At 71.3% G+C, this 21,158-nt stretch carries 17 protein-coding genes; 11 read left to right on the forward strand and 6 right to left on the reverse strand.

Annotated elements, in window-relative coordinates; translation table 11 throughout:
* Positions 1-217 precede the first annotated feature (217 nt).
* Positions 218-1,195, forward strand: a complete 978-nt coding sequence (locus D1J51_RS18365) for a pyridoxal-phosphate dependent enzyme (protein ID WP_256386003.1) — start codon at positions 218-220, stop codon at positions 1,193-1,195.
* Here D1J51_RS18365 and D1J51_RS08385 read toward each other — a convergent pair.
* From D1J51_RS08385 to D1J51_RS08395, 3 genes are all read right to left on the reverse strand, one after another.
* Positions 1,110-4,805, reverse strand: a complete 3,696-nt coding sequence (locus tag D1J51_RS08385) for an efflux RND transporter permease subunit (RefSeq protein ID WP_119074736.1) — start codon at positions 4,803-4,805, stop codon at positions 1,110-1,112. The genes D1J51_RS18365 and D1J51_RS08385 overlap by 86 nt on opposite strands.
* 256 nt (positions 4,806-5,061) lie before the next feature.
* On the reverse strand, positions 5,062-6,075 hold the full coding sequence (locus D1J51_RS08390) for an aldo/keto reductase family protein (RefSeq protein ID WP_119074737.1): 1,014 nt from the start codon (positions 6,073-6,075) through the stop codon (positions 5,062-5,064).
* Between the two features lie 72 nt (positions 6,076-6,147).
* A complete protein-coding gene (locus tag D1J51_RS08395) occupies positions 6,148-6,918 on the reverse strand; it encodes an SGNH/GDSL hydrolase family protein (RefSeq protein WP_119074822.1) in 771 nt (256 codons plus the stop codon).
* A 620-nt stretch (positions 6,919-7,538) separates the two neighbouring features.
* Here D1J51_RS08395 and rpmB point away from each other — a divergent pair.
* The 4 genes from rpmB (at position 7,539) to D1J51_RS08415 (ending at position 8,807) form a co-directional block, all read left to right on the forward strand.
* Positions 7,539-7,775 (forward strand): 50S ribosomal protein L28, encoded by a 237-nt coding sequence (gene rpmB / locus D1J51_RS08400; protein ID WP_119074738.1) that lies wholly within the window; start codon positions 7,539-7,541, stop codon positions 7,773-7,775.
* Positions 7,775-7,942, forward strand: a complete 168-nt coding sequence (gene rpmG / locus D1J51_RS08405; RefSeq protein WP_017884003.1) for a 50S ribosomal protein L33 — start codon at positions 7,775-7,777, stop codon at positions 7,940-7,942. The genes rpmB and rpmG overlap by 1 nt, the downstream gene beginning before the upstream one ends.
* Before the next feature lie 2 nt (positions 7,943-7,944).
* The gene (gene rpsN, locus D1J51_RS08410) at positions 7,945-8,250 is read left to right on the forward strand and encodes a 30S ribosomal protein S14 (RefSeq protein ID WP_119074739.1); all 306 of its coding nucleotides are present in this window, start codon (positions 7,945-7,947) and stop codon (positions 8,248-8,250) included.
* 278 nt (positions 8,251-8,528) lie between these two features.
* Positions 8,529-8,807: an HU family DNA-binding protein gene (locus tag D1J51_RS08415; RefSeq protein ID WP_119074740.1), complete on the forward strand. Its 279-nt coding sequence runs from the start codon at positions 8,529-8,531 to the stop codon at positions 8,805-8,807.
* 117 nt (positions 8,808-8,924) lie between these two features.
* Here D1J51_RS08415 and dcd read toward each other — a convergent pair whose 3' ends face one another.
* Positions 8,925-9,530 carry a dCTP deaminase gene (gene dcd, locus D1J51_RS08420; protein ID WP_119074741.1) on the reverse strand — a complete coding sequence of 202 codons (606 nt, stop codon included), beginning with the start codon at positions 9,528-9,530 and terminating at the stop codon, positions 8,925-8,927.
* A gap of 43 nt (positions 9,531-9,573) precedes the next feature.
* Between dcd and D1J51_RS08425 the strand changes: the two genes are divergently transcribed.
* Together D1J51_RS08425 and D1J51_RS08430 are read left to right on the forward strand one after the other, a co-directional pair.
* The gene (locus tag D1J51_RS08425) at positions 9,574-9,684 is read left to right on the forward strand and encodes a 2-oxo acid dehydrogenase subunit E2 (protein WP_240423070.1); all 111 of its coding nucleotides are present in this window, start codon (positions 9,574-9,576) and stop codon (positions 9,682-9,684) included.
* Positions 9,685-9,723: 39 nt separating this feature from the next.
* The gene (locus D1J51_RS08430) at positions 9,724-10,350 is read left to right on the forward strand and encodes an FMN-dependent NADH-azoreductase (protein WP_119074742.1); all 627 of its coding nucleotides are present in this window, start codon (positions 9,724-9,726) and stop codon (positions 10,348-10,350) included.
* A gap of 272 nt (positions 10,351-10,622) precedes the next feature.
* Here D1J51_RS08430 and D1J51_RS08435 read toward each other — a convergent pair whose 3' ends face one another.
* A complete protein-coding gene (locus D1J51_RS08435; protein WP_240423072.1) occupies positions 10,623-11,834 on the reverse strand; it encodes an ATP-binding protein in 1,212 nt (403 codons plus the stop codon).
* Between the two features lie 310 nt (positions 11,835-12,144).
* On the reverse strand, positions 12,145-12,897 hold the full coding sequence (locus tag D1J51_RS08440) for a TetR/AcrR family transcriptional regulator (RefSeq protein ID WP_119074744.1): 753 nt from the start codon (positions 12,895-12,897) through the stop codon (positions 12,145-12,147).
* A 110-nt stretch (positions 12,898-13,007) separates the two neighbouring features.
* Between D1J51_RS08440 and D1J51_RS08445 the strand changes: the two genes are divergently transcribed.
* The 4 genes from D1J51_RS08445 (at position 13,008) to D1J51_RS17890 (ending at position 20,639) form a co-directional block, all read left to right on the forward strand.
* Complete coding sequence (locus D1J51_RS08445; protein WP_119074745.1) at positions 13,008-15,737, forward strand: MMPL family transporter; 2,730 nt, start codon at positions 13,008-13,010, stop codon at positions 15,735-15,737.
* The gene (locus D1J51_RS08450; RefSeq protein ID WP_119074746.1) at positions 15,734-17,773 is read left to right on the forward strand and encodes a YhgE/Pip family protein; all 2,040 of its coding nucleotides are present in this window, start codon (positions 15,734-15,736) and stop codon (positions 17,771-17,773) included. The genes D1J51_RS08445 and D1J51_RS08450 overlap by 4 nt, the downstream gene beginning before the upstream one ends.
* 347 nt (positions 17,774-18,120) lie before the next feature.
* Entirely contained in the window at positions 18,121-19,332 is a 1,212-nt protein-coding gene (locus D1J51_RS08455; protein ID WP_119074747.1) for an ATP-binding protein, read from the forward strand.
* Positions 19,329-20,639: a tetratricopeptide repeat protein gene (locus D1J51_RS17890; protein WP_162903727.1), complete on the forward strand. Its 1,311-nt coding sequence runs from the start codon at positions 19,329-19,331 to the stop codon at positions 20,637-20,639. Before D1J51_RS08455 ends, D1J51_RS17890 begins: the two co-directional genes overlap by 4 nt.
* Positions 20,640-21,158: the final 519 nt, after the last annotated feature.

Raw genomic sequence — 21,158 nt, forward strand, 5'->3', positions numbered from 1 at the left:
CCGGTGGTCGGCCGACGCGTCCGCCCCGCGCGAGCGCGCCTACCTCGACCCGGCGACCGGCGACCGGTACCCGCTCGACGCGCCCCGCTGGCGCTCCGACGCCGGTGGGCCGCTGCTGATCACTCCGGGCCGGGGCATCGGGGCGGGCGACGTCGACGGTGCGGAGCGCAGCCTGTGGCGGTACCGCGCCGCGCTGGCGCTGGAGATCGAGCATCCGATCACCCTCGGCGAGGGCTGCACGCCGCTCGTGCAGAGGGAGTGGGCGGGGGCGCGGCCGTACTTCAAGCTCGAGTGGTTCTCGCCGACGGGCAGCTTCAAGGACCGTGGCGCGAGCGTGATGCTGTCGGTACTGCGGCATCAGGGGGCGACCGCGGTGATCGAGGACTCGTCGGGCAACGGAGGGGCGGCCGTCGCGGCGTACGGCGCGGCGGGCGGGATCGACGTCACGGTGTTCGCCCCGGCATCGACCTCGCCCGCGAAGCTGGTGCAGGCCCGCGCCTACGGCGCGCGCGTCGAGCTGACCGAGGGGCCGCGGGAGGCTTCGCAGGCGGCCGCGATCGCCGCGGCCGAGCGCGGAGAGGGCTGCTACGCGAGCCACAACTGGCAGGCGTTCTTCCTCGAGGGCACGAAGACGCTGGCGTACGAGATCTGGGAGGATCTCGGCTTTCGCGCTCCGGACGCGGTGGTCGTGCCCGTCGGGGCCGGGAGCAGCCTGCTCGGCTGCTCCCTCGGATTCGGCGAGCTGCGGCGGGCCGGGGCGATCGACCGGGTGCCCCGGTTGTACGCCGCTCAGCCGCTGCACTGCTCGCCGGTCGACGCCGCGCTGCGCGGAGAGGTCGGGCGGCCCGTGCTGCCGACCGTCGCCGAGGGCACGGCGATCCGCGCCCCGCTGCGCCTCGCCGAGATGCTCGCCGCGCTCCGCCGGACCCGCGGCGGCACCGTGGCCGTGCCGGAGGAGGAGATCCTCGCGGCACATGCCGCTCTCGCCGGGCGGGGCCTCTACGCGGAACCGACGAGCGCGACCGCGGCGGCCGCGCACGCTCGCCTCGTCGCCGACGGCGCGCTCCGCCCGCACGAGACCGCGGTGGTCGTGCTCACGGGATCCGGCCTCAAGGCAGCGAGCCCTGCAGCGCGGGAGCCGTGGAGCGATCGTCGGCCTTCGGCCCCCGGTCCGTGCGGCGCGCACGCCGCCTGACGACGCGCCGGGCGCGCCGCCGCGCCCTTCGGAGCGCGAGCCGCTCTCTGCGCCGCTCGACGAGCGCGTACAGGATCGGTACGAGCACCAGGGTGAGCAGCGTCGACGAGATGAGGCCGCCGATCACGACGATGGCGAGCGGCCGAGAGATGAACACTCCCCCGCCGGTGAGCCCGAGCGACATGGGCACCAGCGCGAAGATCGTCGCGGCTGCCGTCATCAGGATCGGCCGCAGCCGCAGCCGTGTGCCGTGCTCGACCGCCTCCTCCAGCGACGCCCCGCTCTCCCTGAGCCGATTCACGAGGTCCATGAGCACGATCGCGTTCGTCACCACGATGCCGATGAGCATGAGCAGGCCGATGAGCGCCGGGAGGCCGAGCGGCGTGTTCGTGATCAGCAGGCCGAGGATCGCGCCCGTCGCGGCGAAGGGGATCGAGACGAGCAGCACGAAGGGACCGCGGAAGCTCCGGAAGGTCGCCACCATCACGAGGAGCACGAGCACGATCGCCGCCAGCATGGCGCCGCCGAGCTGGGCGAACGCCTCGTCCTGCTCGGCGCTGACTCCGCCGAGCTCGAAGCTCACGCCCGCGGGTAGGTCGACGGTCGCGATGGCGCGATCCACCGCGCTGCTCGCCGCGTCGAGCTGCCCGCTGCGGGGCGTCACCGTGAGCGCGACCTGGCGCTCGCCGTCGGCGCGGGTGATCGTGGGCGCCGTGAGCTCCTCCTCCACCGTCGCGATGTCGGCGAGCCGGATCGCGGTGCCGGTCGCCTCCGCGGCGGCCCGCTGCTCGGCCTCCGCCGCCTGCTGCTCCGTCAGCTGGGCCGCGGCGTCGGACTGCGCCCGCTGCAGACCGGCGATCTGCTCGTCGATTCCGGTGATGCCGCCCTGCGCGCTCGCGATCGCCCCCTCGAGCGAGGCGATCTGCTCGGTGCGCTGCTGCTGGGCGCGCACCGCGGCCTCCTCCTCGGGCGTGCGCGGCTCCCCCGGCACGATCGGCATGCTCCGCAGCTGAGCGAGCTGCTCGTTCAAGGGCCCCAGCTGCGCGACGAGTTCGGAGCGCTGCGCCGCCGCCTGGTTCAGCTGATCGCTCAGCTCGGCGCTCGCCTTGATCCGCTGCTCCTCGGCGGCGGCGTCCGCCTTCTCCTGGAGAGCGTCCGAGGCCTGCTTCTGCGCCTGAGCCGTCTGCTGCGGCGTGACCGGCAGCACGATCTCGCCGAGCTGCTCCGCGGTGCGCCCGGCTCCCGGGGTGCGCAGCACGATGTCGCGCTCGCGGCCCTCGAGCATCAGGCGGCCCACGGGCTGTCCCTCGAGTGCCTCCTGCACCGAGCGGGCGACGAGGGCGCGGTCGAAGCCGGAGCGGGCGGCTGCGGTCTCGTCGAGCTTCACCCGCATCACGGGCTGCTCGCCCGCGAGGTCGCTGCGCACCGCCTGCACGCCGGCGGCCCCGGAGAGCTCCTTCTGCAGCAGGTCGCTGGCGCGCTGCAGCGCGGCCGGGTCGGATCCCCTGATCTGCAGGGCGATCCCGTCGCCCGCCGCTCCGCCGACGAACGCGTCCTGCGTCTGCAGCTGCACCTTCCCGGCGTCGGGAAGGGTCTTGAGCGTTCGCTCCACCGCGTCGCCGACGGCCGCGGCGTCGGCTCCGTCCTCGAGCTGCAGGTCGTACGAGATCGCCTCCGTCGCGCCTCCGGAACCGCCCGCTCCGGCGGTTCCGAGCGGAATCGACGTCATGACGTCGCGCACGCCGGCCACTTCGCCGAGTGCGCGCTCCACCGGCTCCGCCGCGGCGACCAGGGCATCTCCGCCTCCCGACCCCGCAGCCTCGGCGCCGCCTCCGACCGGAACCGGCGGCGTCTGGGTAACCCGCAGGCTCTCGTTGCCCGAGGAGCCGAGGAAGTCGGTCTGCAGGAACGGCGTCATCGCGAGCGTCGCGACGAGGACGAGCGTCGACGAGATCAGGGTGATCGCGGGGTGGCGCCGCGTCGCGTTCAGCACGGGCATGAGGGCGCGCTGCAGACGATCGGGGGCCGTGTGGATCTCTGCCAGATCGCTCTCGGGCGCCGCGGGATCCGTCGCGTCGCCGTCGCGGTGCCGCTCGTGGACGGGCCTCGCCCTCGCAGCCGTCGCGCGCATGAACCAGTACGCCAGCACCGGCACGATCGTGAGCGCCACGAGCAGCGAGGCGAGCAGCGCGATCGTCACCGTCACCGCGAAGGGGCGGAACAGCTGCCCCGCGATGCCCGAGACGAGGGCGATCGGCAGGAACACCGCCACCGTGGTGAGCGTCGAGGCGGTGATCGCGCCCGCGACCTGCCGCACCGAGGCGACGACCCCCGCGGGCGTGAGGGGTCCGGATCCGCGCCGTCGGCTGATGTTCTCGATCACCACGATCGAGTCGTCCACGACCCGCCCGATCGCGATCGTGAGCGCGCCCAGCGTCAGGATGTTGAGGGTGTTGCCGCTCCACCACAGCCCGACGAGCGTGATGAGCAGTGAGAGGGGGATCGAGACCGCCGCGATCACGGTCGATCGCCACGAGCCGAGGAAGGCGAGGATCACCAGTACGGCGAAGAGCAGGCCCAGCCCGCCCTCGACCGAGAGGTCCTTGATCGACTGCTCGATGTACGGCGCCTGATCGAAGATCGAGACGAACTCGGCCTGCAGGCCCGGCGCGAGGCGGTCGAGCTCGGCGGTGACGGCGCGCGAGATGTCCACGACGTTCGCGCCCTGGGAGGGGAAGACCTGCAGCGTCAGCGCGGGGTTGCCGTTGACGCGCGAGATGGTGTCGGCGGGCACGGCCTCGACGCTCACGTCGGCGAAGTCGGAGACGCGCACGACGCCGCTCTCGCCGCCGCTCTCCACGGTGAGCGGCATCGCGGAGATCTCCTCGACGGCCTTCTCCGGGGAGGAGCTCGGCGCCGATCCGACCGTCACCGACACGGGACCGTCCGCCGTCTCGGCCTGGCCGGCGGGGAGCGCGGCGCCGCGCGATTCGAGTGCGGGGGCGATCTGAGCGGGGTCGACCTTCAGCCGCTCGACGTCGGCCGGGCGCGGCGCGATCAGGATCCGCTGATCCTGACGACCCGCGAGGTCGACCCGCTGCACGCCGCTCAACCCCTGCAGCGCCGGCACGACCTCCTGCGCGAGGGCGTCTCCGAACGCGGCTTCATCCTTCGCGGTGCCCGCGCTCAGCACCATGGCGGGTATCTCGTCGGAGCCCCCGGAGAAGACCTGCACCTCCGTGCCGTTCGGAAACGAGGACTTCAGGGATTCGGCGGCGGAGCGGATGGTGCGCAGCGTGTCGGCGTCGTTCTCGCCGAAGGGCCACTCGACCGTGATCTCCGCCGATCCGCTCGACGTGGACGAGGCGACCCGGGTCACCCCGGGCACGGCGCCGATCGCCTGCTCCGTCGGCTCGGTGATGACGCGCGCCATCTCCTCGGGGGCGAGGCCGGAGGACTGCACCGAGACGAACGCCATCGGGGCCTGCATCGGCGGCATGAGCTCCTGCTTGAGCGAGCTCATCGCGAAGACGCCGAGCACGGCCACCGCGAGCGTGGTCAACCCGACGATGAGGCGGTTCTTGAGGCTGGTGCGGGTGAGGAAGGACATGGGGCCTTTCGGTGGGGTGCGGCGATGTCGTCGCCGGATCCGGGGCGCGCACCTCGGCCGGAATGACGGGGTGCGCGCTGGCGCACGCCGGCGATGCGCACTCCGCGCACCGCACCCTCGCCGGAGACACCCTCAGCCTCTCGGGTGTTCGGCGGTCGCGCATCCTCCCAGGGTGCTATTTCGGATCAGCCCGAAGTATGAGTCGGGAGACCCGGAGCGGCGGACCCCACCGGCTCGCCGCTCCGGGATCGAGGCCTCAGGCGAGCCGCGTCTCGGGCGCCATCGAGTAGGTGTGCTCGGGGTCGGCGAACACGGCATCGCCGAGGGCGTCGTCGATCGCCGCGAGCGTGTCGGCGTCGAGCTTGATCCCCGACGCCCGCACGGTCTCGGCGAGCTGCTCGGGGCGCGAGGCTCCGACGAGGGCGGACGCGACGTTCGCATTCTGCAGCACCCACGCGATGGCCAGCTGCGGCATGGTGAGCCCGGCCTGCTCGGCGATCGGGCGCAGGCGCTGCACGGCCGCCAGCACGTCGTCGCGCAGGAAGGACTCGATGAACTTCGCCCCGCCCCGTCGGTCGGTGGCGCGGGACCCCTCCGGTACCGCCCCGCCCGGAGCGTACTTGCCCGACAGCACCCCCTGCGCCATCGGCGACCACACGATCTGCGAGATCCCGAGCTCCTGCGAGGCGGGCACCACCCGGCCCTCGATGACGCGCCACAGCATCGAGTACTGCGGCTGGTTCGAGACGAGCTGCACGCCGAGCTCGCGCGCGAGCGCGTGGCCCTCGCGGAGCTGCTCCGCGGTCCACTCGGAGACGCCGATGTAGAGCGCCTTGCCCTGCCGCACGATGTCGGCGAAGGCCTGGAAGGTCTCCTCGAGCGGGGTCTCGGCGTCGAAGCGGTGCGCCTGGTAGAGGTCGACGTAGTCGGTGCCCAGGCGGCGGAGCGAGCCGTTGATCGACTCGAGCACGTGCTTGCGGCTGAGGCCCGTGTCGTTCGGCCCCTTGGGACCGGTGGGGAAGTACACCTTGGTGAAGATCTCGAGGCTCTCGCGGCGCTGGCCGCTGAGCGCGCGGCCGAGCACCTCTTCGGCCGCGAGGTTCGCGTAGGCGTCGGCCGTGTCGAAGGTGGTGATGCCCGCGTCGAGCGCGGCGTGCACCGTGGCGATCGCGTCGTCGTCGTCCACCTGCGAGGCGTGGGTCACCCAGTTGCCGTAGGTGATCTCCGAGACCTTGAATCCGCTGTTGCCGAGGTATCTGTATGCGACCATGCCGCCCACCCTAGCGGGGGCCGACCGCCATGATCAGGGCCGGGCGATCCGGTCGGACGGGCCCGGCGCAGCTCACCCGGAATCACCGGGCGACATCGTCGGTGCGACCCGCGTCCACTCCGCCAACTTCGCGGCGCGGCCGTCGCCGCTCGAGCGGCCGGTGAGCCGCCGCTTCACCCACGGCACCACGTGGTCGCGGGCGTAGCTCAGCTGCTCCCGGCGGGTGGGCCGCGGGATCGGCGCCGCCTCGATCGCCCAGCCGCTCGGCGGCGCGAGATCCAGCGCCCGCAGCACGTTCGCGGCCACGCGGCGATGCCCCACGGGTGCGAGGTGCAGGCGGTCGGGCGACCAGTACTGCGACCCGCCCAGCTCGGCATCGCTCCAGTTGTCGGCGAAACGGATCCCGAGCCTCTCGGCGATGCCGCGCGCCTCCCGCACCAGCTCGTCGCCCTTCGCCCGCACCCGGTCGCCGCCCGGGAGCCCCGCCGTCGGGTTCGCCCCGGCGAGCAGCAGCGGCTCGGCTCCGGCCTCCCGGATCCGCACCAGCGCCCGCTCGGTCTCCGCGCTGATCCACGCGAGGTCGGTGCCGGGGCGCAGCATGTCGTTGCCGCCGCCGTTGAAGCTGACGAGCGTCGGGCCGAGGGCGAGCGCGGGTTCGAGCTGCTCCGCGATGATGGGGGCGAGCAGGCGACCGCGGATCGCGAGGTTCGCGTACTGGATCGGCTCGCCCGTCGCCTCGGCGATCCCCCGCGCGACGAGGTCGGCCCAGCCGCGCACCGAGCCGTCGGGCTGCTCGTCGCCGACGCCCTCGGTGAAGCTGTCGCCGACGGCGACGTAGCGGATCCGCGCCCGCTCCGGCCGCGGTGCTGCATGGGCGGCCGGGGCGGCTGTCTCCGCAGCGGGATCGTGTGTGCTGCGATCCCCCGCCTCTTGATCCCGAACCCGGTGCTCTCGCTCAGCCTGCCCGTCACCCACCCACCCAGCCTACGCCCGTCTCACCGCGCCCCTGCCCGCCGCTCCCCGGCCCTGCCCGCCGCTCCCCGGCCCTGCCCGCCGTCGGAACGCCAGAATCTTCCCGAAAGGCCAAGAAAATCGCGCTAATACCGTGGTGTCTCGGGAGGGCCGTGGTGCTTCGGTGTGCGAAAAGGCGTGCGGACCGAGAGCAGGGGCGGGCGGGCGAGGGGGCGCGGGCGAGAGAGGGGGCGGGCGGCAGGACGGGGACGGGGCGGTTCGGGAGAGGAAGGGGCGAGGGCGGCGCAAGACGGGTCGGAGCACGGGCGACACGCCCGGCTTGTGCGATACCGGATCCTGACATAGAATCGATGTTTGGCTGCGCGCCGTCCCAGTGCGCAGACCGCGGGGGCCGCTCGCCTCGAGACCGGAATGACTTGTCAGGCCGGGGCACCTGCAGACAAGAAATCTTGGGTGGGGCCGTCCGGCCTCACGGTATGAGAGGAAACACCATGGCAGCAGTGTGCCAGGTGACCGGCGCCGTTCCCGGCTTCGGTCACAACATCTCGCACTCGCACCGTCGTACCAAGCGCCGGTTCGATCCGAACATCCAAAAGAAGACCTACTTCGTGCCGTCGCTCGGCCGCAAGGTGACCCTCACCCTGTCGGCCAAGGGCATCAAGGTGATCGATGCCCGCGGCATCGACGCCGTCGTGGCTGATCTGCAGAAGCGTGGGGTGAAGTTCTAATGGCGAAGGACAAGGACGTACGTCCGATCATCAAGCTCCGCTCGACCGCGGGGACCGGGTTCACCTACGTGACGAAGAAGAACCGCCGCAACACCCCCGACCGCCTCGTGCTCAAGAAGTACGATCCGGTCATCCGCAAGCACGTCGAGTTCCGAGAGGAGCGCTAATCATGGCGAAGAAGAGCATGATTGCGAAGAACAAGCAGCGCCAGGCGATCGTCGACCGCTACGCGGAGAAGCGCGCCGAGCTGAAGAAGGCCCTCATCGACCCCAACGGGACCGACGAGAGCCGCGAGGCCGCCCGCGTGGGCCTGCAGAAGCTCCCCCGCAACGCCTCGCCGGTGCGCGTGCGCAGCCGCGACGTCATCGACGGCCGCCCCCGCGGCGTGCTGTCGAAGTACGGCGTCTCGCGTGTGCGCTTCCGCGACATGGCGCACCGCGGCGAGCTGCCCGGCATCACGAAGTCGAGCTGGTAAGCAGCTCGTGCTGTAAGCAAGCCTCGCAGGCCGCGATCGAAGCGGGCGCGGGTCCCCCGGGATCCGCGCCCGCTTTCGTGCCCGATGACGTATCGCGAGCCGCCGGCGGCCCCATATGACACGCCGCGACACAAAATCCCCGCCGAGTTCCGCAGAATTCCGCCGAATTGGGGTAGATTCGTAGCGATCAACCGATCGGACCCTCCCAAACCGGGAGGGATACCTGAACACGATCAGGGGCTGGGGAGCACTGCGTCTTCGCCCTGGAAGGACACAACATGGCACTCAACAAGACTGAGCTTGTCGCGAAGATCGCCGCCGAGACCGGCCAGAGCCAGGCCGCTGTTTCGAGCGTGATCGACGGCCTCTTCGCCGCGGTTTCCGAGACCGTCGCCGCAGGCGACAAGGTGTCGATCCCCGGCTGGCTCTCCTTCGAGACCGCGACCACCGCTGCTCGCACCGGCCGCAACCCCCGCACCGGCGAGACCATCGACATCCCCGCAGGCAAGCGCGTGAAGGTGTCGGTCGGCTCGAAGCTCAAGGCTGCCGTGAAGTAACCCGCTCTCCCTGAAGACCCCCGCTCGGCGTTCGTCGCCCGGCGGGGGTCTTCTCGTGTCCGCTGTTCCAAGCGGCGGGCGATGCGATCGGGATCGGGAAAACGTTGGCCCGAGGGCTCAGCCGCCCGCGTGCCCCTCGTCGGTGACGGTCACATCGGCGCGGTGGAAGTTGAGGTGCGAGCGCGAGGCCGTGGGTCCGCGCTGGCCCAGGTAGCGGGAGAACGTTGCGCCCGCGCCGTACGGCCGCTCGGCCGGCGAGAGCAGCTTGAAGAAGCAGAGCTGGCCGATCTTCATGCCGGGCCAGAGGCGGATCGGCAGGGTGGCGACGTTGGAGAGCTCGAGGGTGACGTGCCCCTCGAAGCCGGGATCGATGAAGCCCGCGGTGGAGTGCGTGAGCAGGCCGAGCCGGCCGAGCGAGCTCTTGCCCTCGAGGCGGGCCGCGATGTCGTCCGGCAGGCCCACCTTCTCGAAGGTGGAACCGAGCACGAACTCGCCGGGGTGCAGGATGAAGCCCTCGGCCGGGTCGACCTCGATGAGGCGGGTCAGCTCGGGCTGCTCCTCGGCGGGGTCGATGACCGCGTACTTGTGGTTGTCGAAGAGACGGAAGTAGCGGTCGAGCCGCACGTCGACGCTCGACGGCTGCACCATCGAGGCCTCGCTGGGCGTGAGCCTGATGCGCCCGGATTCGAGTTCGGCGTTGATGTCGCGGTCTGAGAGCAGCACGTGTCGAGTCTACGGGAATGGCCCCCGGCGGGTGATCTCGGCCATGACGGTCACGCTCTCCGCCGACCACCGGGTGCTCGACGGCGCGCTCGCCGCCGAGTGGCTCGCCGCCTTCGCGAAGCGCATCGAGCAGCCGCTGGGTCTGCTGGTCTAGGCTCGAACGACCCGCACACCTCCGCCGAAGGGACTCCGCATGCCCGTACTGCTCCGCATCGACTCCTCTGCCGGCGGCGCCGACTCCAGGTCCCGCCGCATCACGGACGAGCTCGCCGGGGCCTGGCTCGCCCGCGGCGAGGAGTTCTCCGTGGTCGCGCGGGATCTGAACGCGTCCCCGCCGCCGCACCTCGGCGACACCGCCCAGCACTGGCCCGAGCGCCTGCGCGGCGGCGCCGTGCTGGACGCCGGGACCGCCGCGCTGCAGGGTGAGCTGATCGCCGAGCTGCTCGCGGCCGACGCGGTCGTCATCGGCGCGCCCATGTACAACTACACCTTTCCCTCGACGCTGAAGGCGTGGCTCGACTTCGTCCACGTGCCCGGCGTCACCGCCCCGTTCGACGAGCCGACCCAGCCGCTCGCCGGCCGCCCCGCCGTGATCGTGAGCGCGCGCGGCGCCACCGACGACGACGGCGCCTTCGAGCACGTCTTCGCCCCGCTGCGGCTCGCCCTGGGCGACGGGCTCGGCATGGACGTGCACGTCGTCTCGACGAGCCGCACCCTGGCCGACGCCGTCCCCGACCTCGACGCCGCGCTCGCCGCCGAGGAGCTCGCGCGGGCGCTCGACCGGGTGCGCGAGCTCGGAGCGTCGCTGCCTGCGACGTGATCCTGAGCTGGCTCCTGCGCTCGGCGGAGGAGTGCAGCTGGCGTCGAGATTCCGCACGAATCGAGTCAGAGATGCGCGGCAGGTAGCTTGCAACCAGATCTCCACAGTGCCGGTAAGTGTGGATCTGAAGAACCGCCACGTATGGATTTGGGGTGAACTCAAGTAGGTATTTGGGGCGTATTCAGGCTCGGAACCGGCGACTACCCGCCACACCGAGCCCCGATCGTGTTGCGCAGCGCGTTCTCGGCTGAACCCGTCCTCGTCTGCCCCTGTCAGGGCCCGAGTGCGTCAATAGGAATGACCCAGACTCCGTCACTGCGTCGGTAGGCCATGCCGGTGGCGGTGATGACCGCCAAAGCTGCAGGTGTACCTGTGCGTACCTCATCGATCTGGTTCGCGAACTTCAGGAGTCCCTCTGCGGCGGCATCGACAGCCCGCTGGCCGAGTTTGACTTCGAACGCGGCCCAGCGCCCGTCATCGAGCTGCACGATCGCATCGACTTCGAGTCCTTTGGCATTTCGGAAGTGAGAGACGAGGCCTCCAAGAGGTTGCGAATAGACGCGCAGATCCCGTACCGCCAGAGACTCGAAGAGGAGGCCGGTCCAGTTCAAGTCGGCGAGCAGCCGTTCGGGGGTGCCGCGGATCGCCGCCACCGCGAGAGAGGGGTCGGTGAAATGCCGCTTTGCGGCTTCGCGGGCCGGAGTTCTCGAGCGAAGATGCGGCCCCCACGCAGGCTGATCCTCAAGAACCATGAGGCGCGCGAGCCCGTTGATGTCGTTGGTCACCGTCGATCGGGTTACGGTGCCGTCCGCACCCGCGACGTCAGCGGTGATCTGCGTGATGCGAGCCTCCGTCGCCACATTGCGTGCGAGCGTGCTGAGAAGGCGTTGGATCCTCTCCGGACTGCGGGTGCGATGGCCGACTGCAGGCAGGTCGACGTTGCTGATCTGATCGAGATAGCCTCGGAGCGCCCGTGCCGCCGTACGCGGTCCGTCCTGCTGCAGGGCGGGCCATCCGCCGGTAACGATCCGATCGATCACGTCGGTGACCTCGAGCCCGGCTCCCTTCGCGGGTTCCTGCGCGCCGGTGAACAGCCGTTCGAGTGATACCGAACCATTGGAGTGACCCGACTCGAAGAGGGACATCGGGCGCATGCGGAGCGCCGCGATCCGTCCTGCTCCGGAATGACGGCTCGCGTTGTCGGAGGGGGTGGCGGAACCGGTGAGGATGAAGATTCCCTTTTCGCCGGATCGATCATCGACCGCGCGTCTGACGTGATTCCACAACTGCGGTTCGAGCTGCCATTCGTCGAGCAGGATCGGCGGGTCGCCTTGCATGAGCAGGCTCGGCGCGACTTCGGCTGTCCGGCGCGCGGCATCATCGATGTCGAATCTGAAGGCGGTTCTGGATCGCGTGGCCCCGGTAGCGGTTTTGCCGCATGCCCGGGGGCCTTCGATGAGCACGGCTCCGACAGCCGCGAGCATCTCATCCAGCTCGGAGTCGACTACTCGAGTGCGATACATCGGAAGCCCTTCCCGGCCGTGCCAGAGAGCCGGACCCAGTCGTGGATTCTGCGACTGTGTGCAGTACGACAAGTGCCTGTCGGCACAAGCTCTCAGTCGTCTCTTGCATCGTGTATTACTTTGCCTATTGTACGGCCTTCGCACTGTGCATGAGTAGTCTATTGCTCAGAATATTCCGTTTTTACTGCGCAAAATATTCCACTCCTATTGCACAGAACATTCCGACTCTATTGTGCAGAATATTCCACTTGTACTGCACAGAGCATTCCCCTCAGAAGAGACGCAGCCCGGTCGGCGGGATGAAGCCGGGACCGGGTGCCTGCTCCCCGGCCGGCAGCGGAGGGCGCTCATCGGCGGAAGCCGTCTCGGTGCCGGATCCCGCCTCGTCTCCAACCTCCTCCGTGAGGGCGAAGAGCAGCTCTGCGAGGCGATCGCCGAGTTCGTCGAAACCTCCGTCGGTGTGCGGCCCCGCGAGCGCGGCCGTGCGCAGCGCCCGCTCGTAGACGCCGCTGAACACCGGTATCGCGCGCTCGACGGGGATCACGAAACGGCGGCCGGCGGCCGAGACCACCCGCTCCACCGCGCCGGAGATGCTGGTGTAGAAGCGGTCCATGAACTCGTGGTGCCCCGGCGCGATCGAGGGGTCGCGCATGGCCAGCAGCAGAAACTCCGTCTCGAGCACGAACCAGGCCGTCGCGTCGCTCGCCGGAGCGAAGAACTCCACCACGTAGCGCCCGGCCTCTGCGGGGGAGATGCAGCCGCTGCGCTCGCGCAGCGTCGGTTCCAGCTCGCGCGCCCTGACGGCCAGACTCTCGGCGCGCTGCTCGAACTCGCGCTCGAGCAGTGCGAGGAGGAGCTGTTCCTTGCTCGAGAAGTTGGAGTAGAAGGCTCCTCGCGTGAACCCGGCGCGGGCGCACACCGCCTCGACGGAGGAGCCCTGCAGTCCCCCCTCGACGAACACCTCGGTCGCGGCGTCGAGAAGGCGCGCCCGGGTCTCCTGGCGTCTGGCACTCGGAGTCGACATGCGACCATCTTCGCACGCTCAGCACCCTCGAAGCCTGTACCGATACATTGGTGCATCGAACTCGATACATTCGTGTATCAAGTGTGAATCGTTCCGATCGGAAGGCCCGCATGTCCACGCTGCTCTACGCCCTCGGCCGCTGGGCCACCCGGGCGAAGACCCTCGTGCTCGTTCTCTGGATCGCCGTGCTCGCCCTGCTGGGAGCGGGAGCGGGCCTCTTCGGCCAGGGCGCCGATGCGCCGATCAACATCCCGGGAACCGAATCTCAGGAGGCGATCACGGAGCTCGGACGCACCTTCCCCGAGGTGAGCGGCGCCAGCGCGACGATCATCGTCGTCGCGGCCGACGGCGAGCGGGTCGACGCCGCGCCGTACAAGCAGGTCGTCACCGACGCGGCCTCCGAACTCGAGGACGTGAAGGGCGTCATCGCGGTGCAGACCCCCTTCAGCGAGCTCGCGGGCGGGGGCCTCTCTGACGACGGCAGCGCCGCGCTCATCACCGTGCAGATCGAGGGAGACACGAGCACGGTGCCCGACGCGACGATCAAGGGCATCGAGCGCGCCACGGCGGGGATCCAGGATCGCCTGCCTCAGGGCGCCCAGAGCTCGTACGGAGGCGAGGTGTTCTCATCGTCCGTCCCGAGCATCAGCCCCACCGAGGCGGTCGGCGTGCTCGTGGCGTTCGTGGTGCTGATCCTCACCCTCGGCTCGCTGATCGCGGCCGGCATGCCGCTCATCATCGCGATCCTCGGCGTGGGCGTCTCGATCGCCGGCCTCTTCCTCGTCACGGCGTTCGCCGATCTCACCTCCACCACGCCCATGCTCGCGCTCATGCTCGGCCTGGCGGTGGGCATCGACTACACCCTCTTCATCGTGAGCCGGCACCAGGAGCAGCTGAGGGCCGGCGCGCCCGTCGAGGAGTCGATCGCCAGGGCGACGGCGACGAGCGGCTCCGCGGTCGTGTTCGCCGGACTCACCGTGATCATCGCGCTCGTGGGGCTCTCGGTCGCCGGCATCCCGTTCCTCACCGCGCTCGGCGTGGCCGCCGCCGCCGCGGTCGCGGTGGCGGTGCTCGTCGCGGTCACGCTCACGCCCGCGGTGATGGCGATGGCCGGCACCCGGATCCTGCCGAAGAAGCAGCGGAGGGCGCTCGAGGCGGGCGTCGCCGAGCAGACCCGCGCCCCCTCGCGCGCCGACCGCTTCTTCGGGGGGTGGGTGCGTGCGGTCACCCGGCGCCCGCTCGTCACGATCCTCTCCGTGCTCGTGCTGCTCGGCATCGCGGCGGTCCCCGCGCTCCAGCTGCGCCTCGCCCTCCCCAACGCGACCTCGCTGCCCGCCGACGACCCGGCGCGAGTGACCTACGAGCTCACGGGCGAACGCTTCGGCGAGGGCTACAACGGGCCGCTGCTGCTGACGGGATCGATCATCGAGAGCAACGACCCGCTCGGGCTCATGAACGACCTCGCCGACGAGGTGCGCCGGGTGCCCGGCGTCGCCGACGTGCCCCTCGCCACCCCCAACCAGGGCGCCGACACGGGCATCATCCAGGTGGTTCCCGAGGAGGGGCCGCACGCCGAGAGCACCGCCGCGCTCGTGCGCGAGCTGCGCGACATGCGCGACGAGTGGGAGCGGAAGTACGGGGTGAGCCTCGCCGTGACGGGCTTCACCGCGGTCGGCATCGACGTCTCCGAGATGCTCATGCGGGCGCTGCTGCCCTTCGGCGTCCTGGTGGTCGGGCTGTCGCTGATCCTGCTCGCCATGGTCTTCCGCTCGGTCTGGGTGCCCATCAAGGCGACGCTCGGCTACCTGCTCTCGGTGGGAACGGCGTTCGGGGCGGTCGTGGCGGTGTTCCAGTGGGGCTGGTTCGCGGACCTGCTGGACGTCGCCTCGACCGGCCCGGTGCTGAGCTTCATGCCGATCATCCTCATGGGCGTGCTCTTCGGCCTGGCGATGGACTACGAGGTGTTCCTCGTCTCGCGCATCCGGGAGGAGTACGTGCACGGCGCGAAGGCCCGCGATGCGATCCATCGGGGTTTCGTGGGCAGCGCGAAAGTGGTCACGGCGGCGGCGCTCATCATGTTCGCGGTGTTCGCGGCCTTCGTGCCCGAGGGCGATCCGTCGATCAAGGTGATCGCGCTGGGGCTCGCCGTCGGCGTGTTCGTCGACGCGTTCGTCGTGCGCATGACGCTCGTGCCGGCCGTGCTGGCACTGCTGGGCGACCGCGCCTGGTGGATGCCGCGGCGGCTGTCGAGACTGCTGCCCGCCTTCGACGTGGAGGGCGAGGGGCTCGCGCGCGAGATCGCGCACGCCGACTGGCCCGCCGACATGCCCGAGGCCGTCATCGCAGCCGACCGGCTGCTGCTGCCCGATCAGGTGAGGGCGCCCGAGCTGCGGGTCGCGCCGGGGGAGGCCCTGGTGCTCGACCCGCGCGATCCCGTGTCGCTGCCACTCGCGCAGACCCTCACCGGCCGCGGTCCGATCGTCGCCGGCACGCTGAAGGTGGGCGGGCTGCTGCTGCCCGAGCGGGCGTCCTCGCTGCGGGCGCGCTCGGCGTGGGCCGATCCCGAATCGCTGCGCGAGGCGCTGCGGGATCGCCCGTCGTTCCTGCTGCTCGACCTGCGCGCGGCCGCCGGGCGACCGCTGACCCCCGCCGCCGCCGAGGACGTCCGCTCGGCGTTGGCCGCTGCGGTCGTCGAGACGAACCGGGGGTCGGCGCCGGCGCTGACCGTCGCCGTGCTCGGCGGGCGGGATCTCGCCGAGCGGCTGCTGCCCGACGGGGCGGTGCTCGTGCAGCCGGCCGCCGTCGGCGCCGCGCAGACCATGGAAGGAGCCGCACGATGAGCCTGTCGCTCGTACGCCGCACCGGAGCGCGGCCCGTGCACTGGACCACGATCTTCGGCCTGATGCTCGTGCCGCTCACGGTGGCGGGCGTGCTGCTCTGGGGCCTCTGGAACCCCACCGAACGACTCGGCACCGTCACCGCCGCCGTCGTCAACAACGACGAGCCGGTCGAGATCGACGGGCAGCCCACGCCGCTCGGGCGGGTGCTCGCGGGCGAGCTGATCGGCGGCGCGTCGTCCGAGGCCGGCGGCGCGAACTTCACGTGGGTGCTCACCGACGCCGCCGACGCCAAGTCGGGTCTCGACGACGGCCGGTACACCACGGTCGTGACGATCCCCGAGAACTTCTCGGCCGCAGCGACCTCGCTCTCGAACGGACCGGACAAGGCCGAGACCGCGCGCATCGACATCGCGGAGAGCGACCGCGGACGCCTCATCGACACGGCGCTGTCGAGCATCGTCACCCAGACCGCGACCGGCGTGCTCAACCGGCAGCTCGGCGCGCAGTTCGTGGGCAGCGTGTTCGTGGGCATGAGCGAGCTGAGCGGCGGGATCAGCGACGCCGCCGACGGCGCCACGGCGCTGGCCGATGGCGGCGCGCAGCTGGCCGACGGCGCGACCCAGCTCGCGGACGGCACCCGCCAGCTGGCCGATGGCACCCAGCAGCTGTCGAGCGGCGCCGGCGAGCTGTCGAGCGGGGCGTCGCAGCTCTCGACGGGCGTGGGCCAGTACGTCGGCGGGGCCTCCCAGCTGGCGCAGGCCTACGCGCCGCTGGGGCAGGGAACCGTCGCCGCCGCCACCCAGCTGAAGACGACGATCGGGGCGATCGGTCGGCTGCAGGCCGAAAGCGCGGCGCCGCAGCAGCAGGTCGCTCAGGGACTCGCCGCGGTCGGCGGCGCCATGGATCCGCAGACCGGGCTGCCCGCCGACATCGCGACCCTCGTCGCGGAGTGCTACGCCTCCGGCGCCAGCGCGGAGTTCTGCGCGCAGCTGCAGTCGACGCTCGGCGCGCGCGCCGGCCAGATCGGCGACGGCCTCGTGGCGGTGCAGGGCGGCATGACGGGTCTCGCGACGGCGCAGCAGAACTTCGCCGCGACCATGCAGGGGGGCACACAGCCGGATCCGAACGTCGATCCCGTCGCACAGCTCGACCAGCTCATCGCCGGGGCCGGGCAGTTCGGCACCGGTCTCAACGAGTTCGCGGCTCAGGGAGCGCAGCTCTCTGAGGGTGCCGCGGGCCTCGCGGGCGGCGCGTCGCAGCTCGCCACCGGCACCGCGCAGCTCGCGGCGAACACGCCGCAGCTCGCCGACGGCGCCGCCCAGCTCGCCGACGGCGCGGGCAAGTCGGCCGACGGCGCGGGCGCGCTCGCGACTGGCCTGGGCGAGGCCGCGAGTGGAATCCCGGACTACACCGAGGCCCAGCGCAAGAAGCTCGCCGACATCGCGGTCGCCCCGGTCGAGGCTCGAGGCGGTGGCGACGAGCTGTTCAACGCCTCGGGTGTGCCGCTGTTCGCCGGGATCGCGCTGTGGGCGGGCGCGCTCGCGTCGTTCCTCGTGCTCGCGCCGCTGTGGCGCCGCACGCGCGAGGCGGCCCGCGGCGTGGGGTGGATCGCGCTGCGCAGCGCGGCGCCGGCGGCGGCGCTCGGCGCGGTGCAGGGGGCGATCGCCGGCGTCGTGCTGCCGATCGCGCTCGGCTACGAGCTGGGTCGCGGGGCGGCGTTCTTCGGACTGGCCCTGCTGGCCGGTGTCGCGTTCGCGCTCGTGGTGCAGGGGCTCTCGGCGCTGCTCGGTGGGTTCGGGCGCTTCGTCGCGTTCGCTCTGCTGGTGGTCGCGTTCGCGGTCGGGATCGTCTCGACCGTGCCCGGCCCGCTCGCCGCCGTGGGCGACGCGAGCCCCGTCGGCTCGGCGCTCAGGGGTTTCCAGGCGATCGCCACCGAGGCCTCCGGTGCGGGCGTCGCGGCGCTGCTGCTGGCACTGTGGGGCCTCGGAGGCCTCGTGCTCACGGCTCTCGCGGTGCGAAGGGCGCGAAAGGCTTAGGGGAAAACGCGTAGCGTTTTCCCGCCTTTCGCGCCGACGCCACCGCGTCGGAAAGGCTTAGGGGAAAACGCGTAGCGTTTTCCCGCCTTTCGCGCCGACGCCACCGCGTCGGAAAGGCTTAGGGGAAAACGCGTAGCGTTTTCCCGCTTTTCGCGCCGACGCCACCGCGTCGGAAAGGCTTAAACGCCTCGCGTTCTCCATCCCCGGGGACCGGAGTCCCGAATGGTTGCCGCGATACCGCATGAAGCAGCCATTCGAGACTCCCGCTTTCGGGGGATCCCGAGGGTATGCTCACCCGGAGGCTGACAGAATCGAAATGGTTCGGTCTCGGCTGAGGGGAGAGCAGGATGACACAGGGCGACGATTTCCTTGAGGTGATCGAGGCCGAGGTGGTTCGGGATCCGCAGAACCCGGCGCTGCGGGAGGACTTCATCACGCTGCTGCTGCAGAGCGATCTCGACCGCGCGGCGCACGAGGTGGCGGCGTTCGAGGCGCACGGCGGCGATCCTGATCGCGCCCGCGTGCTGCGGGCGCGCGTGATGGCGGCCCGGATGCGCGGCGGGGCGCCCGCCCCGGCGCCGTCGAAGCATCCTGCGCCCCCGGCCCCCCGCCCGGCCCCGGTCCCCGCCCCGACTGCGAGCGACTCCTCCGACGACGATGTCAGCCAGCCGGGCCTGTGGGACGCCGAGCGCCCCTCGGTGACCCTGGCCAACGTGGCGGGCCTCGCCGAGGTCAAGCAGCACCTCGACTCGACGTTCCTCGCGCCGCTGCGCAACCCCGAGCTCGCGGCCGCCTTCGGTCAGAAGCCCGGCGGATCGCTGCTCATGTACGGCCCGCCGGGCTGCGGCAAGACGTTCCTCGCGAAGGCGATCGCGGGCGACCTCGGCGCGTCCTTCATCCACGTCACACTCGCCGATCTGCTGAGCAAGTGGGTCGGCGACAGCGAGAAGGCCGTGCAGAGCATCTTCCGCGATGCGCGCGCGGCCGCGCCCTGCGTGATCTTCTTCGACGAGTTCGACGCCCTCGGCGGGCGCCGCAGCTCGGGCGGCGGCGGGTCGCAGGCGATGCGCATGGTGGTGACGCAGCTTCTCGAGGAGCTCGACGGCGTCACGAGCCAGAACGACGGCGTCTACTTCCTCGCAGCGACCAACCGCCCGTGGGACATCGACCCCGCCCTCAGGCGCCCGGGCCGCATCGACAAGACGGTGCTCGTGCTGCCGCCCGACGCGATCGCGCGCTCCGCGATCCTGCAGGGGGACCTCGAGGGCAAGCCCGCCCAGGACGTCGATGTCGTCGCGGTCGCGGCGGCGACCGAGGGCTTCTCGGGCGCGGACATCGCGCAGGTGGCGAAGATCGCGCTGCAGCAGTCGATGCAGGCGTCGATGAGCGCGGGTGCGATCGTGCCCGTGACGACCGAGGCCGTGCTCGAGGCGGCGGCCGGCATCACGCCGTCGACGACCTCGTGGTTCGACCAGGTCGCGCCCGTCATCGAGTACGGCGTCGACGACGGCACCTTCGAGCAGCTGCGCAGCTACCGCGTGAGGCACGGCATGCGATGATCAGGTGGAACCCCTTCGGGGGCGCGGGTGCTTCGGGGGGCGAGCCCGAGGACCCCGTCGAGTTCGAGCGCGCGGCCATCGAGCGCGATCGCGATCTCGCCTGGGAGCTGTTCGACGCGCAGCCGACGCATCGGCGGATCCCCGAGCTCGCGCGCAGCGTGCTCGCGCGGGAGCCGAGCTTCACCGGCATGATCATCCTGATCGCGCTGCATCACCGGGCGCGCGGCGAACTCGACGAGGCCAGGCGCCTGCTGCAGGATCTCCTGGGGCGGCAGGATCGCCAATTCCTCAGCGCGCTCAGGCTCCTGCGCGACCTCGAGTACTCCGACAAGCGGTTCGCCGAATCGCAGCGGCTCGCCGAGGCGGTGCTGCGAGAGGATCCGGAGGCGGACTGGATGGACCGCATGGTCCACGCCAGCGCCCTGGTCTTCACCGGAGGCCGCGAGGCGGGGTGGGAGCGGATGGACGCGGCGGTGGAGCTGAGCGCCCGCACCGACCCCGAGCACCACGCGAGTGCGCTCGCGCAGCGGGCCGCGCGCTTCCTGCAGATGGGGGCGCCGCCTGACCGCTTCCTCCCGGCGGCGGAGGAGGCGATCGCCGCGAATCCCGTCGAGCCGGTGCTGTCGATCGCGCTCGCGTACGCGTACCTGTTCCACTACCGCGCGGAGGAGGCGGAGGCGCTGTTCCGGCGCGTGCTGCGGGAGGACCCCACCGACGAGGTGGCGCAGGGCGGCATGATGATGGCTCGAGGGTTCCTGGATCCCATCGAGCGCGGCGACGCCACGATGGAGGTGTTCCGCCGCGCGGGCATGGGGGAGATGGCGTGGCGGACCATGTACGAGCAGGTGTTCGACACCGGGCTCGAGGATGCGCTCTCCGCCCTGGACAGGGTGCTGCCGCGCGCGCTCGTCCGCGTGCTGCGCGGGGGTCTCAGGAAGTCCGCGGTGCCGCAGACGCTGGGTGAGGCGACGCTGCTCGCCTGGCACGACGGGCAGGACCCGGGCACGGGCGTGGCGTGGGGGCTCGACGAGCCCTTCCGACTGATGTCGTCGCGCGAGATCGACGAGATGGAGCACGCGATCGAGCGGGATCCGGCGGCCTGGCCGCAGTGGAGCGCCGAGGACGAGTCCTTCACCCTGATCGCCACGGACGACGCCGGCGCATACTTCTTCGAGGGCTTCGCCGGTCGGCTCTACCGCCGCTGCGCCGGGCAGGAGGATCGGGAGGTCGCCCCGAGCCTCGCCGACTGGGTGTGGGATCGCGTCGTCGCCCTCGGTGGCGAGGAGCGCCGGCCCGGGCGGGTGTGACGGGGCGCAAGAGGGGAAGGGGACGAGCGCATGGACGAGGATCCGGAGTTCGATCGGGGCGGGTTCGATGCCGACGATCTCGAGCGCGAGGCGATCGCCAGGGATCGCGCGCTCGCGTGGGAGCTGTACGAGACCCGTCCCGAGCATCCGCGCATCGCGGAGCTCACGCGGAGCGTGCTCGCGCGGGCGCCTCAGATCACGGGCATGATCATCCTGCTCGCGCTGCACCGCCGGGCCTGCGGCGAGGTCGAGGAGGCGCGGCGCCTGCTGCGGGAGCTGGCGGGGCGGCGCGATCCCCAGTACGTCAACGCGGTCAAGAACCTGCGCGATCTGGAGTTGTCCGACAAGAAGTATGCCGAGGCCCTGCACCTGACCGAGATCGTGCTGCGGGAGGACCCGGAGGCCGACTGGACCGAGTGGATGGACTACGGCACCGCGGAGGTGTTCGTGCGGAGCCCCGAGGAAGGCTGGCGGCGGATCGACGACGCCGTCGAGATGGCCGCCCGCACCGACCCGGAC

It is taken from the genome of Leucobacter sp. wl10 (genome assembly GCF_003569785.1).
Lineage (GTDB): Bacteria > Actinomycetota > Actinomycetes > Actinomycetales > Microbacteriaceae > Leucobacter.

Coding starts and splice junctions, on each gene's coding strand:
- D1J51_RS08455 (WP_119074747.1), top strand. CDS start 18,121: ATGACACAGGGCGACGATTTCCTTGAGGTGATCGAGGCCGAGGTGGTT.
- rpmG (WP_017884003.1), top strand. CDS start 7,775: ATGGCGAAGGACAAGGACGTACGTCCGATCATCAAGCTCCGCTCGACC.
- D1J51_RS08385 (WP_119074736.1), bottom strand. CDS start 4,805: ATGTCCTTCCTCACCCGCACCAGCCTCAAGAACCGCCTCATCGTCGGG.
- D1J51_RS08415 (WP_119074740.1), top strand. CDS start 8,529: ATGGCACTCAACAAGACTGAGCTTGTCGCGAAGATCGCCGCCGAGACC.
- rpsN (WP_119074739.1), top strand. CDS start 7,945: ATGGCGAAGAAGAGCATGATTGCGAAGAACAAGCAGCGCCAGGCGATC.
- rpmB (WP_119074738.1), top strand. CDS start 7,539: ATGGCAGCAGTGTGCCAGGTGACCGGCGCCGTTCCCGGCTTCGGTCAC.
- D1J51_RS08430 (WP_119074742.1), top strand. CDS start 9,724: ATGCCCGTACTGCTCCGCATCGACTCCTCTGCCGGCGGCGCCGACTCC.
- D1J51_RS08435 (WP_240423072.1), bottom strand. CDS start 11,834: ATGCTCGCGGCTGTCGGAGCCGTGCTCATCGAAGGCCCCCGGGCATGC.
- D1J51_RS08425 (WP_240423070.1), top strand. CDS start 9,574: ATGACGGTCACGCTCTCCGCCGACCACCGGGTGCTCGACGGCGCGCTC.
- D1J51_RS08445 (WP_119074745.1), top strand. CDS start 13,008: ATGTCCACGCTGCTCTACGCCCTCGGCCGCTGGGCCACCCGGGCGAAG.
- D1J51_RS08440 (WP_119074744.1), bottom strand. CDS start 12,897: ATGTCGACTCCGAGTGCCAGACGCCAGGAGACCCGGGCGCGCCTTCTC.
- D1J51_RS08450 (WP_119074746.1), top strand. CDS start 15,734: ATGAGCCTGTCGCTCGTACGCCGCACCGGAGCGCGGCCCGTGCACTGG.
- D1J51_RS17890 (WP_162903727.1), top strand. CDS start 19,329: ATGATCAGGTGGAACCCCTTCGGGGGCGCGGGTGCTTCGGGGGGCGAG.
- D1J51_RS08390 (WP_119074737.1), bottom strand. CDS start 6,075: ATGGTCGCATACAGATACCTCGGCAACAGCGGATTCAAGGTCTCGGAG.